Raw genomic sequence first — 18,932 nt, 5'->3', positions numbered from 1 at the left:
GAAGCGATTAGGAATAGCTTCACAATAAAAAATAAAATATACAAAAGAGGTGTGAAATGAATAGTTTCAACTATAATTCACCGATCCTTGGTCAGATGCGATCAGGAACAGGGAATGATCCTTATATCCCTTATACCAATGTACCGTTCAAGGTCATAAACGGTAAAGTTCAACTCACGGAAATTCCAGATGAGTTTCATCGAGTCCAAGTTACGGAAGGAAGCACGTATTACAATGAAGTTATTCAAACAGTACCAGCAAACCTTCAATTTTCCGTGGACTATAATTTAGGATTAATATCTTTTCATGCTTCAGCAGAAGGTAAAACACTTTCTTTCACCTATTATGGTCGAGGTGCATTATTCTTTCCAGCAGATCGAGTGTGGACTAAGGCTGAAAATGGCAATGTTGTTGAAACATTAAATGAGATTATTGAAGCTGGCCAGGAAGCCATTATCGCTATTCCAGAACTTCTTGAAACCATTGCTGAATCCGAACAGGCAACCGATGCAGCCAATACAGCAGCTTCATATGCCAATTCTAAAGGTGATTATGCACAAACTCAAGGCGATTACGCTTTAGCCAAAGGAAATGATGCCAATACAGCAGCTTCAGCAGCGAATGCCACTAATACCACAGTGCAAGCAGCAGAAGCTATTCGTGTAGCATCTGAAATTACAAGAGTAAACCAAGAAGCAGCACGGATGAACGAAGAAGCATCTAGAGCTGCTGTAGAATCAGACAGAGTTAATACGGAAGCTTCAAGAGTTACAGCGGAATTAGCACGTGTGTCAGCAGAGATATCAAGAGTTAATGTAGAAGCAAGCAGAGTCAATACTGAACTTGCTAGAGTAACTGCCGAAACAGCAAGAGATGATGCTGAGGTTATTCGTTTAGCATCAGAAGCTGCAAGGGTAAATGAGGAAAACACAAGACTGAGTTCAGAAACAACCAGATTAGCGAATGAATCCGATAGAGTAGTACAGGAACTGGCAAGGGTATCGGCTGAATCCAATCGTGTCACAGATGAACTAGCCAGAGTTGCAGCCGAATTTTCACGTGTTACTGTTGAGGCAAACAGAGTCACCTCGGAAAGTGAAAGAGTCAATGCTGAGACTTCACGGGTTGACGCTGAATCAGCAAGGGTTGCAGAGGAACTACTCAGGGTTGGTGCAGAAACATCAAGATTCAACGCTGAATTGGCAAGGGTCAATGAGGAAGCTTCCAGAGTAACGGCAGAATTGGTCAGAGTTAACGCGGAATCCATAAGAATATCTGCTGAACAAGACCGCTTGGATACAGAAGTGTTAAGAGATTCTTATGAATCCACAAGAGAGAACAACGAAATTACTAGAATATCCAAGGAAACTGCAAGAGCTTTAGCGGAAGACAACAGGAATAATACAGAAGGTAACAGAGTATTAAGTGAAGCAAATAGAGAAAGTGCTGAAAATATTCGCCAAGATGGTTATGAAGCTTTCATGCTACTTGAAGACTATAACAACGCTCATTCTTATGTTCCATTGAATAAAGTTGTCTATATCGGCAGCACCTATCAATGCTTTACTGCTACGATAGGGAATTTGCCTACTGATACGACATATTGGATTAAGATTGCCCAAAGAGGTCTAGATGGCGCAGGGACAGTAACGGATATTACATCTCCAAACTCGGATATTGCTATTGGTGGAACACCCGATCATCCTACAATTATTGCGAACTCAGGAACAACGGCGAATAAACTATTAAAACTAGATAGTAACGCTGAATTTCCAGCTACTCTGGTTAAGCAGGACAGCACACATCGTATGGTTTCTGATTCCAAAATAACTGAATGGGATGGTAAACAAGATGCACTTGGATTTACACCAGCGTCTTTGGATAGCCAAGGAAAGATCCCGTTGTCACAAATCCCTGATGATGTAATAACAAGTTTGGATTGGAATGACATTACAAACAAGCCAACATCAACTGTTGTAAAAATTGATGAAGCTGTTACAAAAGCAGATGACATTGGAGATAAGTCTAATCTACAAACGCTCGATAAAACCGATCTAGTATCAGCTATTAATGAAATCAATGCTTCCGCTGGTGGAAAGCTAGTCATGCTTAAGAATACTGTAAATGTAACAACAGCATCTTCTAGTGTAGATATTGGCATTGAATCATTTAACAAAGACAATGATATGATCATGGTTTATGAAAACTCTGTTTATATAGAAAAAGATATTGACTATACGATTTCAAACGATAGCTTACAACTACAAAAAACAGGTAATTGGATTGTAGGAACTCATTTAAACATTGTTATCTTCAAAAACATTTCTACAACTGTGGCTATGATTGATGGAAGTCAAATTGAAGATGGCAGTATTAAAGATGTTAAATTGCATTCTGAAAATAAAATAGGACAATTAGCAAATCTTTTAACCACTGACAAAACAAGTGTTGTAAGTGCGATAAATGAGCTTTTTCAATATGGCAGTGAATTTAAAGGTGATGTAGCTGCTGCTATCACTGCCAAGGGTGTATCTACAGCAGCTAATGATCCTAAACAAGTATTCATAGACAATATCAGTAGTATCACAACTGCTTCAGGAGATGCCTTACCATCAGACGTTTTAGCACCAAAAACTTTCACGAATAGTTCAGGGGAACAAGTTGGAACCATGCCAGATTTTGGTGTTATCGGAGACATAAATCCAAGCACAACGGACATACCTATTCCAGCAGGTTATCAAGGTGGACTTACGATCAAAGGTGATGCTGATTTGGTATCTGGAAATATTAAAAATGGTGTTGATATCTTTGGTGTAGCTGGTACACTGGTTCCTGCTACAGGCAATGCGGTAGCCTCTAATGTACTGTTTGGTCAAACTTTTAGTACAGAAGCTAGTACCGGATTAGTCGGTACGATGCCGAATAATCAGGAACTAAGCGGAGATTATTATCCCACAAATACCGATACTAATTTAGGTGCAGGTTACTATAGCGGATTGAGTTTCAAGGCAGTAACATTTGATGCTGGTAATGTTTTGTCCGGCGTAAATATTGCTGAGACTAATGGGACAATGCCTGATCGTGGAGATCGTACGTTTTTTCCAAGCGCTGCAAATCAAACCATTGATGGTGGTTACTACAATGGTAATGGTATAGTCGTTGGCGATCCTGATTTAATACCAAGTAACATCAAAAAAGGTATTGATTTGTTTGGGGTATTGGGAACATATCAAGGAACTCCGCGCACGGTAACAGAGTTTTTTCATTTAAAGAGTTATGAGACTATGTTGATTGATCCTATCGCTTCAACGTTGTGTACTACAGTTGTGATAAATGGCGGTACAAATGTTACGATAGGTTTTGAAAAAAATGTTGTATTATCTTTTCTATATAACACGGGTTCTGGGTATCAAACACCTGTTACTACTTACGATGATTTGTATGTATACTATGCTTTTGATACTCGTACATTTACTACTGACATACCTATTCAATTAACAGTACAAACACCTTATGGAGAACCGTCGCCAGCATTGGATAGGATTTTACAATGGTTATAAATAATCTAATTAAATGGATTAATCAACAATTTTAACCAATTTTTGAAGGAGTAGGAGTTTTTACTATCCCTTCAAATTTAAAATGCAAGATAAAATAATTGTAAGAAGGTGAATTAGAATGTCAGGTTATATAAAAAAAGAGCAACTTCATGAAGAGGTAGTTGAAATTTTAAACAATATTCATGAAAAACAAGATATATCTGAGAAAGGACAAAGTAACGGATATGCTGGATTAGACAACACAGCAAAGATTCCAGCAAGTCAACTACCTGACTCAATTCTTGGACAAGTAGAGTACATCAGTACGTGGAATGCCACTACCAATATGCCTACACTTCCAAATGCAAGCACAGCAAAAGGTCATTACTATGTTGTGGACACTGGTGGGACTTACAACAGCATCGATTTCAAGGTTGGAGATTGGGTAATCTGCAACGGCGTGGAGTGGCAGAAGGTTGATAATACAGATGCTGTACCGACTGTTTTTGGCAGAATAGGGAATATTGTGGCATCATCTGGTGACTATGCAGCGGAACAGATCTCATTGAATAGCACAAACTTTGGCTCCAATAACGTTAAGGGCGGTATGGACGAGCTTTTTCAATCTGTCAGCCGATCTGCTTCTGTTGTGGTTGCAGCTAGTAATAGCAGCCCAAAATCCAAATTATCAGCGGATTATGTTTGTACTGGAACAAGTGACGAAGTTACAATACAATCTGCGTTAGATAGTATCACCTCTGGTAAAGTGTTACTTCTGGAGGGCACATATAATACAGGACTTAATGGGGTACGCCTTGATTCCTCAAAGACATTAGAGGGTATGGGGGACAGTACTGTATTACAAGCGGCTGCTTCTGGAAACAGAGTTGTTTACTGTAATGCAAGTGCCTCGTACATGACTCTTTGCAATCTTTATGTAAAAGGACTAAACGGACAAGTTATCGGCGTAAAGCTAGATAGTGCAGATCGAGTTACGATACGAAATGTGCGCGCAGAAGGTTTTTATAACATAGGCATAAGTGCCTACAATTCTACAAATTGTATTATCACTGGATGCTTCGTGCGTAGTATCGGTGGTTATGACGGGACAACGCGCGCCTACGAACCAACGGGTATCGTTGCTTCGTCTTACGCCATCATTAACACGAATCAAGTATCCAACATATTTAATCAGCAATTTGCTGGAAGCGGTATTTATCTGATGGGGCTTTCTAGTATTGTATCTGGCAACATAGTACAAGGAGTTAATGACGCTGGCTTTGGACAAGACTGTATTGGGATACGCGTAACAGGAACAAGTCATGCAGTTACCAGTAACTCTATTAGTAACCACGGAACTATAGGGATCGATATTTCAGGAGGAGCGGGCACTTTTAGCAATAATATACAAATGAACATTATACGTAAAGGAACAAAATCACCGTCTGCCGCTATCAGAATTGGGACGGGGACAAGCTTCAACTTAGTAACTAATAATGACCTAAGTAATGGTGGCGCTACTGCTGTAAATGATCTTGGAACAGGTACAATTATTACGGCGGGAAATAGAAGCTAAGCTTAAATTTATGCATAAAGGGCAGATAATTACTCTTTTACTAACTATAGAAACCGTGGTGAGATAAATGTCATCTATAAGTACTTCCTACGGAATCATCGTTGGGGGAGCCTAAGATGAAGATGTAAATTTGATGTCATATAAAAAGCACTCATCATCGGCTTGCACGAGAGTTTCAGTAAGCTGCCCCTTACGACTGCCACCTAATAATGAGAACAATATACGAACAAGTGTTCTTGTTTTAAATCAAAAGCATGATCATGCAGGATGCAGCAGAGCCCAAGCAGGAAAGGAGCAACCCAAGTTGACGAGTAAGAAGAAGAGTTGCCGACAGCAGTCGCGTTCACCCGCTTTCAACAACAGATGGCTCATAAGTCGGTTTCATCAAGTGGAAGGCAGGTGTGTCCATGATTGATCTGGAGTTGATTCAAACGGTAATTGCCGATGGCTTGAGTGCTCATCTTGGTATACCGGTTGTGCAGGTGGATGAAGTAAGGCCATCACAATATCCGTATATCACGTACAGCTATTCCGGACCCATCAAATACCCAAGTGGTACACCGGTCATGACGCTTGTTGCAGCTGGCACTGAAGAAGTGATGGAGCGGTACACGGAGCAGCCTACTTGTCGCATCAGCTTGAATTCCTGCTCGAACCAACAGCTGGAGAGCTGGACGAATGCGATTCGGATGCACGATTGGTTCCGTATTGTCGGCCAAGATGTTTTAAAGCAGGGGGCCGATCTGGTTGTCGAACAGGCTGGAAAGATTAAAAACCGCGATACGGTTATTGAAGAGGTATGGGAGCGTAGGAGTCAGTTGTATGTGACCTTCCGCACCGCAAGTGTAGTGGATATGAATCAAGGAATTATTCAAACAGTAAATTGGAAATAGGGAGGAATTAACATGGTCAACTCAAAAAAAGACGTAACAGTTGTCATTGATATTCAAAAGCCAGTAGGGCGTATAGGTTTTGGTAAGGTACTTATTCTCGGAGCAAAAGCAGGTGGTTCCGAATATAAAGAATACACCGATTTGGCGGGTGTTAAAGCGGATTTTATTGAAACCACAGAGGAATATAAAGCGGCACAGGCGATTTTTGCCCAAGGTGATCAAGCACCTTCCGTGATTGCTATTACTTGCCGCAATTCGACAACAGGCGAGTCCGAGGAAACACTGGCTCAACGCTTGCAGGCTGTTCTGGATAAAGATTGGTATTTCCTGATCAGTACCTCAGCTGCCAAGGTGGACGTGCTGGCTGTTGCTGATGAGATTGAAGCCGATGGAACCCATCAGTTCTTTACTCGCTCGTCAAGCTTAACGGATTTGGCGGCAATCAAGGCCAAAAATTATACCCGTACGACCGTTCTCTATCATACAACGATCACCAATTATCCGGAAGCGGCATGGGTTGGAGCAGCTGGCTCTGCACCTGTAGGCAGCATCACCTGGAAATTCAAAAAGTTGAACGGTATCCAGCCGTTGGAGCTGTCCAGCAGTGAGTTGTTGGCGATTCATAATCTGGGTGCGAACGCTTATATTTCCAAAGCAGGTGATGCGGTAACGACGGAAGGCCGGGTGGTCGATGCCGAATATATCGATATTATCCACGCCAGAGATTATGTGAAGTTTTCGATCGAATATGGAGTTCAAAAGCTGTTGAACAGCACACCAAAGGTTCCTTACACCACAGCGGGTATTGCCCAAATCGAGGGTGTAGTCAAAACTGTGCTTCAGCGTGCGCACAATCAGGGCATTATTGCAAGTGACGAGGATGGACTGGGCCTGTATGGAACGACATTCAAATCCCGCGATGAAGTAGACCCTGCCGACCGTGCGGCCCGCAGCTATAATGATGGCTCTTTTTACTTCGAGCTTGCTGGTGCTGTACATGATGCTACGATCCATGGCGTTATCCAATTTTAAGATGCAATAACATTATGAGGAGGAATAAAAATGGCTACAACAACTTATGATCCGAAGAACGTATCAATTACCGTAGACGGTGTGTTTATGACTGGACTTGGCGAAAGCATGGTGGAAATCTCCAAGGATGAAAATAATTACGATACCAAGGTCGGTGCTATGGGTGATGCGGTGCGCACCAAGATTAATAACAGCTTGGGCACGATCAAAATCACACTGCAGCAAACAAGTCCACAGACTACATTTCTTGACAGCTTGGCTAATACCGGTAAATTGGTTCCCATCAGCATCATTTCGTACAACGAGCCGAAGCAGACGACCACGGTAACGCAGGCTTTTCTAAAAAAGCAGGCTGACCGCAAGTACGGCAAGGATTCCGAGGACCGCGAATACGAATTTCAGGCCATGGATCTTAATTTAGCTTAAGATTGGTCAATCGCATATCAATAACAATACGAGCAGGAGTGATGGATACATGAGCAACTTTAAACAAAAAAACTATACATCCCGCAGTGGTAAAGCCTATACATTCCAATTCCCGGGTGTACGTGCGGCGGCACAAATCAGCGACCGTGTAAAAAATAAGTTCGGAGTTCCGCAGGAAGAAAAGCTGGCTGAGGAAATGATGAAAAACGTCATTGTCGAGCCGAAAATCTCTTGGGATTATTTTGGCAGCGATAAAAAGGAATTCAACGATGTGATTGCGGCCTCCTTCCGTTTCCTTGAAGGCGAAGACGAGGAAGCCTCGGATGACCATAACCAGGAGTGAAGCGCGTCAGCGGGCGGAACGCAACTGGGGCATGTGGCGCCTGCTGCTGAGTGATATGAATATTACCTACAGCGAGCTGAACCAGATGGACCAGGACGATCTGGCCGAGGCCAATGCGGCGCTCGATATGTACATCGAGATGATGGAGAAAAATATGGAGAAGTCGAAGAAGCGTTCCTGATGGACGCTTCTTTGTTCTTTTGAAGGGAAGGGTGGTGAGGGGGATATGGTTGCACCATTAGTAGCAGCAGGAGCTGCAGAAATTGCAGGGTCAGCAATGGGGCTGTCCAGAATGGCGCGTTTAGGAAGGAAAGGAACGTCAGGAATAGAAGCGACTAACACGGTTATTAGTACTTACAAGCCAGTATTTGATATTGGTAAAAGTTCTATTTCCGGAATATCTTCCGGAATTAACGAGGTTAGTTCATTAATGATGCAATTAAGCGACAAGTATGAACAATCTTTGCGTGTTATTAAAGTGGGTTCAGGTAAAACCGGGAAAGATTTGAATGAGCTTATACAATCCCATAAAACAATAATGAAGCAGGTTCCGAATGATGCTGTAGAAGCTGCTGATGTAATGATCGACGTGAATACGAAAACAGGCATGGTTGGTTCTAACTTGCAAAATTTAACTGAACTGATCTTATTGACTGCAAGAATGAACAATAAAGAAGGCATTGAACTATCATCCGCATTTACCGATATGATGAATAAAAACGACATTGCTGGTCAAGATGGCAGAGGAACATTAGATAAAATTCAAGCAGTCTCGCAGAATAGAGGTATCGATGTAGTTGCACTGAGTAATCAAACAGCACAAATAGGCCCTAAGCTAAAAGATTTAGGAATGGATTTTGATCGTATACTTGATTTTCAAGGGGAATGGAAACAAGCGGGTATGAATTTCGAAACCTTGGAGTCAGGAATCAATACTGCATTAGGACAAATGTCTGCAAATGATATAAAGGATTATAAAACGGAATTTGCAGGGATTATAGATAAGGCCAAACATGCTACTACAAATGAAGAAGCTACTAGTTTGGTTATGAAAGCTATTGGTTTTAAAGAAGGTACACCAACTTATGATATGAACAAACAAGTATTTTCAGACCTGACTATAGGAATACGTAAAGGTCTTTTTGATAAAACAGAAAAAGACAAAAATGATAATGATAATGAAGTAAACAAGAGTGAATATTTAAAGAATGCCACAGGAACCGTTGATAGAACTTATAAAAATTCTGAGACATTCAGTGATAAAGTTGGGAAGCTAGGGAACATTATTTTGAATGACTTTGGTCCAATTGCTTCACAACTAATGGGATTGTTTGGGGACGCACTTCCTGCTATTCAACAAGCAGCTAAGGATTTGGCAAACGGTTTTGTTGATGCTATGCCAGCTATTGAAAGGTTTATAGGCATGGTTGGTCCTATTTTAGGTGTAATATTAAAAGGGACTGTTAGTACTATAAACTACTTGTTAAAACATATTGACACTATTTTTATTGCGTTTGCTAGCTTTGTTGCTTCTCCAGGAATTACATTAACCATCATTAATTTTATGTTGATTTGGCAGGGTCTTAAAAATATTTTTAACTTTATTAACGAAATGTGGCCATTACTTCTAACAATGTTCTCAGGCCCCTTTGCCGCGATTACTGCTTCCATTATGATCTATAAAGATCAGATTATATCTTTTTTATCTGGATTACTAGTAAGTATAAAAGGTGGTTTAGGGAAAATTTTCGATGGAGGACTTAAATACTTTTTAGGAAAATTTTTTGAAATGCCAAATAGCGAAGAGCAAAAAAAACTGATATCAGAGGGATTGGATTTAATTATTAGTGGCATAAAGGAAAGTTTTGATGCTCTAGTAAAGTATGTGTCTGAATTTAATTTGTCAGCTGCAATATTGGAACCCATAAACAGATTGAGGAAAGAACTTAAATTGGCTCCTGTTCGTATGGATCACATGGGAGCAGATATTTTAGAAGGTCTAAAAAAAGGTCTCACTAACCCAATAGCCCTTTATAATTCTATAAGAGGAACAACCAGCGCTGTTACTGAAGGCGCACAAGATGAATTAGAAATAAGATCCCCTTCAAGAGTAATGATGCGACTCGGTTCAATGGCATCGACAGGCCTTGCGATTGGTATACAAAATGGCCAAGAAAGAGTGGCAGGTTCATCTGAGCAAATAGCAGAAGCAGTGCAGTTTCCTTTTAAGGACACAATGATAAATGGTATTCTCGCAGGTTCAATAGCTCCAGAATTCTCTACAAATTTTATCGATAATCCAGCTCATAAAAATAGCGCAATAAGTGCTCAAACAGCGCCGGCAGCTTACAGTCCAGCTTCATATAGTAACGCTTCAAATACAGACATCAATCCTGTAATCAACATTACGCTCAACGGAGTCAGCAACGATTCAACGGTTCAGGATATTGCTGAAAAAGTCAAGCTGGCGATTCAGGAAGTATTCGAAAGCGCTGCACGCAGGCAGGGAATTGCGGGGGTTCAATCATGGCAACTATAAATGGTATTCATATATTGGTCGAAACGGAAGATCCTTCTTATGAAATTGAGGTCACGGAGCAGCCGGTTGAAAGTGGACTTGACCTGATGGATCATGTGCGATCAAAAGCAAAAACGATGAACATCAGCGGAATCATTGTCAGTGAGAATCCTCAAGAAGCGGGGCAAATCCGGCAAAATATTTTGAATTTGATGGAAGCCGGTACTCTTGTCGTATACGAGGGGCGCAATAGATTTTATGGAATTCTGACCAGCTTTCGCAGTACACACACTCATCAGATAGCCGATGGTATGTCTTTTTCCGCTAGTCTTAAGGAAGTGCGCATAGCCAGAACAGCTGAAATCGGCAGCCAATCTTTTCCTGTCAGCACGGAAACGGCTCCGGTTACTGTATCAGGGGTACAACAACCGGTTGAAACGACGAATGAGTAGCGTTAGGAGGTTATACTATTGGCATTAATCATTAATATCGATAAACAAAAAATACCATATCGTTTTGAGATTTCACTTGCCGGTACGCTTTATGAGATGGAATTTCATTACAACCCCGGATTCGATTATTTTACTGTCGATCTTTATAAAAATAAAGAGCCTTTGGTTTATGGCGAAAAGCTGCTGTACGGACTGCCGTTATTTCACGATATAGAGGATGCCAGATTCCCGAAGGTAGGGCTAATTCCGCTTGATGCATCGGGGCAATCTGTGGAGGTCAACGCCCAAACGTTGGGAACGACTGTATTTCTGCGTGTGGTCGAGTGGGAGGCTGCATATGGTTAATTTCGGTCGTGTTGTCGAAATACGGGTGGGGTCTAAGCTCTTGTCCAACGAGGATTTTACGATAGAATTTACCGTCCCATTCGATAATGATCTGCTGCCCAATGAAAGCGAGATTAAAATTTACAATCTTACAGATACAACCATAAATCTCTTCAAGCTAAAAGAAGAGCTTATCATTAACGCCGGATATAAAGGAAATACAGGAACCATTCTGAAAGGCAATATTTCCAAATGTTCAACTCAGTACAGCGGTGTAGATAAAATTACCACGATCCATGTACTGGATGCTGAGAAAATGTCTGATCGTAAGGTAAATGATCTTGCTTTTGCTGAAAAAACAAAGGCAAGCACGATTCTCGAACAAATGACAAAAGAACTCGGTATTAAAGTTGCTCAAATGTATTTAAATGAAGATATGAATTACGAGGATGGTTACACGGCCACCGGGGAAATTACCGATATTATTAAAAAAATAGCCGCCGACTGCGGAACAAGTGCTTATATCAACAAGGGTGAGTTATATATTCGTAACTTGCGTCTCGGTAACGATGCCGTCGTTTATTTGTCGGCAGACAGCGGTTTGATCGGCCAGCCTGAAGAATTCGACGATGGTGAGGACAAGCTTAAAGGCATGAGAATCAAATCCCAGCTGCAACATCTCATCACAACCGCTTCTGTCGTTGAGCTGACTGCCAAGCGCTCTATCAAAAAGCTGCATATCCGCAAGGGCTCGCACAAATGCAGCAGTTCGGATTTTGTAACGGAAATGGAGGGGATTTATCCATGAGTGTCGTAGATGCGGGAAGTGCTGCGAATGCTTTTATTTCCGGAATGTTGGACAAGGCCTTAAATGATCTGTATGTAAGTTTCCCTTGTAAAGTGATTTCCTTTGATACGGTCAACTGCAGGGCGGTTGTGCAGCCTTTGGTTCGTGCAGGTGATATGCAGCCAGCGGTAATCCAAAATGTACCTATGCTTGGTCAGAAAAATACAGTGAAGGAACATGAGCTGACGATCATTGATAATGGAGTTGAACGGACGGTTATTGTGAAGGAGCACGATTTGATCGGTATACCGAAAGTGATGGCGGGCGATATCGTTCTGGTCGTTTGTGCTGATGTGGAAATCAAGAACACGCTGTCAGGTCAGATCGCCTCGCCGGACAGCAAGCGCAGGCATAGTAAAAATGATGCTGTTATTGTGGGGGTGCTGCCATGGAGTCTTTTAAACTAATTAATGGAGACCTGGTTATGGAGCTGGGGGAGCTTGTGGTTGTTAATGGACAGGAAGAGATTGCCCAATGTGTAAAGAATGTACTTGGTACGAACAAAGCCGAATGGTTTTTGAATCCGAATATGGGGATCAAGTTCAACGCCTTTCTGGAGAAGAACTTGAATGAAGAGGAAATGCGTGAGCAAATCCGGCAGGGCTTGTTTCAGGAACCTCGTATTAAGATGGTCGATAAAATCAATTTTGATTATGATACCAAAAACCGGACGATGGATGTGCGGTTCACCGCAACAGCTGTTGATGGTCAAAAAGTAGAAGGCGAGGTGATTCAGGATGTTGGATAGTCAGGGCTTTAAACGAAAACGGTATGCCGATCTGATCGTCGAAATGGAAGCAAAAGCACGGGAAGCCTATGGGGAAACCGTCAATACCTCAGAGAGATCACCTTTGGGCATTTTGCTGCGCATCTTTGCCTGGTTTCTGAGTAAACCTTGGGAGAAAGCGGAGGATGTGTATTTTTCAGCATATATTAATACGGCACAGGGTGTCCAGCAGGATCGTCTTGGACCTCATGTCGGGATCACAAGAATTGCTGAACAGTATGCTTCGGGCAACGTGAAATTTGTCGGGACAGCAGGGTATACGATTCCCGCCGGGTTTTCTGTCCGTACCCAAAACGGGATTTATTTCACAACAGTAAACAGCGTGACTCTCGATGGGACAGGCTTGGGAACTGGAGCTATTCGTGCTTCCGTCGCTGGAGCTCGCGGTAATGTAGCAGCAGGAACGATCATTGAGATTGTAAATCCGAATCCGAATGTGACCTCCGTAACGAATGCTGTTGCTGCTGCTGGCGGTAGGGAAAAAGAGACTGATCCCGAATTCCGCGAACGGTTCACACTTTCTGTATCTGGTGGTGGGGCAGGTACCTTGGATTCGATTAGAGGTGCATTGCTGCGTGTGCCTGGTGTTCGTGCTGCGACGATCATTGAAAACACTTCGCTGCTTACAGATACGGAAGGGCGACCAGGCAAAAGCTTTGAGGCCTATGTACTGGGAGGCGATGCGGATGCGATTGCACAAAGTATTTTGGATACGAAGGCTGTTGGCATTGAGTCTTACGGTGGCGTGTCACGGACTGTGACCGATTTGTCTGGAGCTCCTCATACGATCAAATTCAGCTATGCCGAGGAGGTTGCCATTCATGTGCGTGCGAACATCAGGACCAATGCGCAATTTCCTGCAGATGGAAACGCACAAATACGCTCGGCTGCCATTCGGTATATTGGCGGAGAGGACAGCGATGGATCGTTATACAGCGGCTTGGCTATGGGTAGTGACGTCATTTATACGAAGCTGATTAGCGCGATCTACAAAGTAGAGGGTGTTGAGGACGTGAGTCTGCAAATGGCAGCAGCTGGTGGCTATGCATCGGACAATATTGTGATTTCCAGCAATCAGGTAGCTCAGGTGATTCACAGTGATATTGAGGTGGTCAGTCATGCTTAATGTCCGCGATATGCTGAGGCTATTAACGGATAACTATAATAAAAGCCCGCAGAGCAACATCGGCAAGCTGCTGTCGATCATAAATGATCAGCTGAATGATTTATTGCAAACCTTGGATACGATGGAAAAATGGCGGGATATTGATCTGGCTGAGGGCACAACGCTGGATGGCATTGGCCAAAATGTTGCGCAACCGCGAGGAGCGGCATCGGATCAGGTATACCGAATTTTGATCAAAACCAAAATCGCCCGGAATTTATCGCGGGGAGACATCAATACGGTAATCCGCGTCATAGCTTTGGCTGTCAAAGCTGAATATTCAGAGATTGAAATTCAGGAGAAATATACCGAGTCCTTGGAGCCTGAGCCTGCTGCGATCTCGCTGCTGCGACTTCCATTAAGTCGGATTAGCGATTCGGAAATCGATTTGAGGCAATTTGCACGTATTATTCAGAGAACTGTTGCCGCTGGTGTAAGGGTTGATGCGGTTGAACTGCAGGGGACCTTTTCATTAGCCAGTGGTGAAGAGCTTGAGACGGATACAGCTGTCGGTTTTGCCGATATCGATCAGACTACAGGCGGCACGTTAGGCGCGGTTTTCACCCCTTCTGTAGAAACGGAATTACCTATATAAACAAGGAGCGTGGATAGCATGGCTTTTAATAAAGAACTACCCGTATGGAAAGCAGCCGGTATCGAGCCGCCTCTGACAAAACGCAACGAAGGCTGGAAACCTGGCGAGAAGCCGCCTGCTGATTGGCTGAACTGGACGCAGAACAGGACGTATGAGGCTTTGAAGGAGTTGCAGGAGAAGGCAGTTCCGATGGATTCCCCAACTTTTACAGGTCCTCTGACTGCTCCACGGCTGATTTCTACGGTAGCGACAGGTACAGCACCTCTGACTGTAGACAGCGAAACTCAAGTTGACCATCTGAATGCGGATATGGTTAATGGTTATAGGATGAACCAAGGTGTGAAAACAACGGATTCACCGACGTTTGCAGGAGCTATCGTTACGGGAGCGTTAAAAGCACAAGGAAAATTTGTACTTCCTATAAGAACTTCTGACCCTGTTTCACCTGAAATTGGGGAAACATGGTTCAGAAGCGATTTGTAAAGGAGGGTGTAATTTAAATGGCAGTAATAAGATGTTATAGTAATGCAGATACTTATGTAGACTGTAGAAGTGGGTCTACAATAAACGTTAACTATGGTAGCAGCTGGCTAATAGACCATGATACGTATAAAAGATCATATATTAGATTTGATTTATCTCAAATTCCTGCTGGATCAGTTATTAATAACTCATATCTTGTACTAACTCCTTATACAACAATTACTGGCGGTCTAAATTGGCGAATGGACTTAGCGGCTAATATTAATGGCTGGAATGAATATACAATGACATGCGGCAACTCAGGAACAAGCTATACTGATTCATTTAATTGGAATGCAACAACAACGCAACCAGCAAATGTACCTTTTGCTATTAGTAGCCCATATATTACTCAATGGGTAGATTACTGGCTAAGGGGAGTTAGACCTAATAATGGTATAACAATGATGTGGGGCTTAGGATATTTAACGTTTTATACAAGAGAGTGTGTTGCTCAAGGTTATTCACAGGATTTTGTTCCATATTTAGTTGTAGATTTTACACCACCTAATGCTGCTCCAAATACACCTGTTATTACAACTCCAAACTGGCATCAGTTTAATACACCTAACCCAACATTTACATGGAATTTTAGCGATCCTGATGCTGGTGATTATCAAACTGCTTATTGGGTTGATTTATTTGGTTCTGATAATGCTACTTTACTTAGCAGCACAGGATGGATAGGTTCTGGTGTTGGTTCACACACGATAACAGGATTAGGGGATGGCGCTTACCATTTCCGTGTTTATGTAAGGGACAAAGCAGGTGTGCAATCTCCCTATGGAGTTATTGGGTTTATTGTAGACACAGTTGCGCCGACTGGTAACGCAAGAACATCACCGATTTATACAAATGTATCTACAATCCGTGTCTACGCTGATAACGTTTCAGATGGTAATGGAGTAGCCTATGTTGACGCTCATATGCTCAATATGGCGCAAAATGCTTGGGTGTATCAAGGCAAAGCATCTCAGAGTGGTAACACATGGTACTTCGATTTCCCTGTTGGTAATGAAGGGAATGGTGCACGATTAACCAGATTTCATGCTGTTGATCCTGCTGGAAATCAGTCGAGTGGATTTGACGCATGGGTTTACTATGATACTGTTGCACCAACCGCGTCAAGCGTTACCGGAACTCAAGTAGTAAGCGTTCCTATTAACGGATCTTATCGAGTATATGCTTATGGCGTATCGGATTCACTTTCTGGAGTAAATCGAGTGCAGTTTCCTACGTGGACTGACTACAATGGTCAAGACGACTTAACAGGTGATTGGCAGACAAATCCAGTTGTACGCGGTGTTAGCGCAGGTGGAGGTACGTGGTATTATGATGTTCCGTTGAGTCTTCATAATAATGAAGAAGGAACTTATAGAACGGACATTTATGCATTTGATAATGCAGGAAATAGTGCAATGATAGGAAATAATGCAACAATTGTTGATAGAACACCACCAACAATTGGAGCACCAAGTCCACAACAGTATACAAATGGTACAACGGCAACTGTTTATGTGGAAGGTGTATCTGATGCTTTATCTGGAATAAATCGAGTACAAGTTTATCAAGTACGTCCTGATGGTTCCTATTACGACATCGGCAATGCTTCCTCAGTTGGGGGAAATCGCTATTCTATTGATGTATCGGGTATGAACATCGAGGGTAATTGGGGATTTGATTTTAGAGCTTATGATAATGCAGGTAATGTAGCAAATAGCGGAGCTCCCAAAACTGCTAATGTTATGCATGATACAAGCAAGCCAGTCATCGGCAGTGGCGATGGTGAGAGGTATTCCAATCAAAACTCTGGGACAATTAGGCACACAATAAGTAACGTATCCGATGCTACTTCAGGGGTTGTAAATGTTACTTTCCAATTCCGTAAAAGCACAGATAATGGAGCCACTTGGAATGCTTGGGGAAGTGTTTATAACGGGACACAAAATGGTACCAGCTGGTACTATGATGTGCCAATAAGCGGGGATGGTTACTACGAAATAGCTGTTATGGCTTATGACAGAGCCAATAACGCAAGTGGCTATCTTTATATGCATACAACGGTGGACTCCGTTTTAGCCAACGATCCTAACCCAAAAGTTATCTACCAGCAGACAACGGCAACCTTCACTTGGGATGCGTTTTCTGATCCTAATCCTTCTTCAGGCAGAAAAAGTACCGACTTTTATCTGTATGAATGGGACGGTACATCTATGGGGGCCGTTTTCCATATGGGCAATGATTTAGGAAATGTGACTACGTACACGCAAACGGGATTAAAAGCAGGACAGAGATACCGTTACACGGTGACATACCATGATAAAGCGGGGAATGAGAGCTCCTACACGTATAAAGAGTTTATTACAAAAAAGCAGATTGGGACAAGAAAGATTCATAAAGCAGATGCGGATATCATGCTTCCGATTTACGCTCTTGATTCGGGTGTATTGGGATCGAAATCATATCGTATAGCTTGTGGCAGTGGTGTAGTGGGATGTTATGAGCTTGTTGATCCCTCAGATCCAAATGCATCATCAGAACGCATAAATACACCTCAAGGTGTTAAAGCGTTATCCAAATAAAAGATTAATTCTGGCCCTGCACCCAAGCGGGGCTATTTTTTTCACAAGAAAGTTGGTGGAGGAGGAGGAGAATAAATGGAAGAAGCTCAGAAGATTCAGGATCAGCTAACCAATGTGAGAATTGACTTGCGGGAGCTTTCTACGAAAATGGATACCCTCAAGGATATGTCCAAAAAGCTGGAAGAAGTCGAGACGATTGCCAAGAAAGCGATGGAATCGACCAAGTCGGCGCATCGGCGGCTGGATAAGATTGATAAGCTGACCAGCTGGCTGGCGACTACCGTTATTGGAGCGATCATCCTGGCTATTATCGGTTTTATTATTAAGGGAGGCCTCAATACGACCCCGTGATAGCTGTATATCATAGAGTCGGGAGGAAAGGAGCGACAGGATGGAAAATCAATTTTTTACATGGGAGGCTTTGTCTGCTATGGGTGGGGCTTCTTTGTTGACTTTTTTTATTGTGCAGTATACGAAAAACCAGGTGGATCGTTGGCTAAGGATGCCTACCGATATATACGCAGTGATGGTTGCTTACGCGATATTGCTCGCTTCACAGCTCGCTATTGGCGCGAACGGCAGCGATTGGCGGCTGTATATCCTTAATTTTGCTAACTCTTTTCTGGTGGCAGCGGCGGCTGGGCATTTGCACAATAAATCCATTCACCCACCAGAGCTTAACGAATCCAAGGAGAAGGGGGAGCGCAGCGTATGAACCCACAAGATTTTATTGACAAGCTGGCACCTTGGGCCGTTGAGGAAATGAAGCGTACGGGGATTTTGGCCAGCATTACGATAGCCCAAGGTGCACTGGAAAGTGGTTGGGGCGCAGCGGCACCCGGTAACAATCTGTTTGGCATTAAAGGTTCCGGGCAGCTGCAGGAAACACAGGAGTTGATTAACGGCCATTGGCTGAATGTGACGGATGGTTTCCGTGTGTATGACGATTGGATCGGCAGCGTATGGGATCATTCGCAGTTTTTAATCGAAAATGGACGTTATGCGAGAGCTGGTTTTTTTGACCGATGTGCCGATAAAGATTACGAGGGTGCTGCCCAAGCACTGCAAACGGCTGGTTACGCAACAGACCCGAGCTATGCCGCAAAGCTGATTGCGATTATTAACAAATGGGGCCTGAATAACTGGGATTTCTCATGTGATACGGAAAGCGAGGTTGAACCCTATATGCTAGCTCCGAATGATGCCAATAAAATCATCGCTTTTCTGAAAGCAGCCTATGAGGCTGTGGATGATCCTGGGTCCCGGCAGGAATGCCACCGTTTGGCCAACGAGCTTCGCAAGGCGTCAGGGCAACCCGAGGAATAGGCCCA

At 42.9% G+C, this 18,932-nt stretch carries 20 protein-coding genes; all 20 read left to right on the top strand.

Annotated features, from left to right (window positions below):
• The first annotated feature begins 56 nt into the window (after positions 1 to 56).
• Positions 57 to 3,560: a hypothetical protein gene (locus NST47_RS32305; RefSeq protein ID WP_341158802.1), complete on the top strand. Its 3,504-nt coding sequence runs from the start codon at positions 57 to 59 to the stop codon at positions 3,558 to 3,560.
• Between the two features lie 118 nt (positions 3,561 to 3,678).
• Positions 3,679 to 5,115 (top strand): right-handed parallel beta-helix repeat-containing protein, encoded by a 1,437-nt coding sequence (locus tag NST47_RS32300; protein WP_341158801.1) that lies wholly within the window; start codon positions 3,679 to 3,681, stop codon positions 5,113 to 5,115.
• A gap of 407 nt (positions 5,116 to 5,522) precedes the next feature.
• A complete protein-coding gene (locus tag NST47_RS32295) occupies positions 5,523 to 6,008 on the top strand; it encodes a phage neck terminator protein (RefSeq protein WP_341158800.1) in 486 nt (161 codons plus the stop codon).
• Between the two features lie 12 nt (positions 6,009 to 6,020).
• Positions 6,021 to 7,040, top strand: coding sequence for a DUF3383 family protein (locus tag NST47_RS32290; protein WP_341158799.1), 1,020 nt, complete (start codon positions 6,021 to 6,023; stop codon positions 7,038 to 7,040).
• A gap of 30 nt (positions 7,041 to 7,070) precedes the next feature.
• A complete protein-coding gene (locus tag NST47_RS32285) occupies positions 7,071 to 7,466 on the top strand; it encodes a phage structural protein (RefSeq protein ID WP_341158798.1) in 396 nt (131 codons plus the stop codon).
• A 49-nt stretch (positions 7,467 to 7,515) separates the two neighbouring features.
• Positions 7,516 to 7,809 carry a hypothetical protein gene (locus tag NST47_RS32280; RefSeq protein ID WP_076233246.1) on the top strand — a complete coding sequence of 98 codons (294 nt, stop codon included), beginning with the start codon at positions 7,516 to 7,518 and terminating at the stop codon, positions 7,807 to 7,809.
• Complete coding sequence (locus NST47_RS32275; protein ID WP_076233247.1) at positions 7,790 to 7,990, top strand: hypothetical protein; 201 nt, start codon at positions 7,790 to 7,792, stop codon at positions 7,988 to 7,990. Before NST47_RS32280 ends, NST47_RS32275 begins: the two co-directional genes overlap by 20 nt.
• A 45-nt stretch (positions 7,991 to 8,035) precedes the next feature.
• On the top strand, positions 8,036 to 10,348 hold the full coding sequence (locus NST47_RS32270; RefSeq protein WP_341158797.1) for a hypothetical protein: 2,313 nt from the start codon (positions 8,036 to 8,038) through the stop codon (positions 10,346 to 10,348).
• Positions 10,336 to 10,779 (top strand): phage baseplate protein, encoded by a 444-nt coding sequence (locus tag NST47_RS32265; RefSeq protein ID WP_341158796.1) that lies wholly within the window; start codon positions 10,336 to 10,338, stop codon positions 10,777 to 10,779. Before NST47_RS32270 ends, NST47_RS32265 begins: the two co-directional genes overlap by 13 nt.
• Positions 10,780 to 10,797: 18 nt before the next feature.
• Positions 10,798 to 11,124, top strand: coding sequence for a phage baseplate plug family protein (locus NST47_RS32260; RefSeq protein WP_341158795.1), 327 nt, complete (start codon positions 10,798 to 10,800; stop codon positions 11,122 to 11,124).
• A complete protein-coding gene (locus tag NST47_RS32255) occupies positions 11,117 to 11,911 on the top strand; it encodes a phage protein (RefSeq protein ID WP_341158794.1) in 795 nt (264 codons plus the stop codon). Before NST47_RS32260 ends, NST47_RS32255 begins: the two co-directional genes overlap by 8 nt.
• On the top strand, positions 11,908 to 12,357 hold the full coding sequence (locus NST47_RS32250; protein ID WP_341158793.1) for a Gp138 family membrane-puncturing spike protein: 450 nt from the start codon (positions 11,908 to 11,910) through the stop codon (positions 12,355 to 12,357). The genes NST47_RS32255 and NST47_RS32250 overlap by 4 nt, the downstream gene beginning before the upstream one ends.
• On the top strand, positions 12,339 to 12,698 hold the full coding sequence (locus tag NST47_RS32245; protein WP_341158792.1) for a contractile injection system sheath initiator: 360 nt from the start codon (positions 12,339 to 12,341) through the stop codon (positions 12,696 to 12,698). Before NST47_RS32250 ends, NST47_RS32245 begins: the two co-directional genes overlap by 19 nt.
• Positions 12,688 to 13,863 carry a baseplate J/gp47 family protein gene (locus NST47_RS32240; RefSeq protein ID WP_341158791.1) on the top strand — a complete coding sequence of 392 codons (1,176 nt, stop codon included), beginning with the start codon at positions 12,688 to 12,690 and terminating at the stop codon, positions 13,861 to 13,863. The genes NST47_RS32245 and NST47_RS32240 overlap by 11 nt, the downstream gene beginning before the upstream one ends.
• Positions 13,856 to 14,497, top strand: a complete 642-nt coding sequence (locus NST47_RS32235; RefSeq protein WP_341158790.1) for a hypothetical protein — start codon at positions 13,856 to 13,858, stop codon at positions 14,495 to 14,497. The genes NST47_RS32240 and NST47_RS32235 overlap by 8 nt, the downstream gene beginning before the upstream one ends.
• Before the next feature lie 18 nt (positions 14,498 to 14,515).
• Positions 14,516 to 14,980: a hypothetical protein gene (locus tag NST47_RS32230; RefSeq protein WP_341158789.1), complete on the top strand. Its 465-nt coding sequence runs from the start codon at positions 14,516 to 14,518 to the stop codon at positions 14,978 to 14,980.
• 17 nt (positions 14,981 to 14,997) lie between these two features.
• Positions 14,998 to 17,601 carry a GBS Bsp-like repeat-containing protein gene (locus tag NST47_RS32225; protein ID WP_341158788.1) on the top strand — a complete coding sequence of 868 codons (2,604 nt, stop codon included), beginning with the start codon at positions 14,998 to 15,000 and terminating at the stop codon, positions 17,599 to 17,601.
• Positions 17,602 to 17,676: 75 nt separating this feature from the next.
• Entirely contained in the window at positions 17,677 to 17,952 is a 276-nt protein-coding gene (locus NST47_RS32220; RefSeq protein ID WP_076233256.1) for a hemolysin XhlA family protein, read from the top strand.
• Positions 17,953 to 17,992: 40 nt separating this feature from the next.
• Entirely contained in the window at positions 17,993 to 18,316 is a 324-nt protein-coding gene (locus NST47_RS32215; RefSeq protein WP_341158787.1) for a hypothetical protein, read from the top strand.
• The gene (locus NST47_RS32210; RefSeq protein ID WP_341158786.1) at positions 18,313 to 18,927 is read left to right on the top strand and encodes a glycoside hydrolase family 73 protein; all 615 of its coding nucleotides are present in this window, start codon (positions 18,313 to 18,315) and stop codon (positions 18,925 to 18,927) included. The genes NST47_RS32215 and NST47_RS32210 overlap by 4 nt, the downstream gene beginning before the upstream one ends.
• Positions 18,928 to 18,932 lie beyond the last annotated feature (5 nt).

It is taken from the genome of Paenibacillus sp. FSL H8-0034 (assembly GCF_038000305.1).
Classification (GTDB): domain Bacteria; phylum Bacillota; class Bacilli; order Paenibacillales; family NBRC-103111; genus Paenibacillus_S.
The sequence above is the reverse complement of the archived record's forward strand: the minus strand, read 5'-3'. Positions and strand labels throughout refer to the sequence as shown.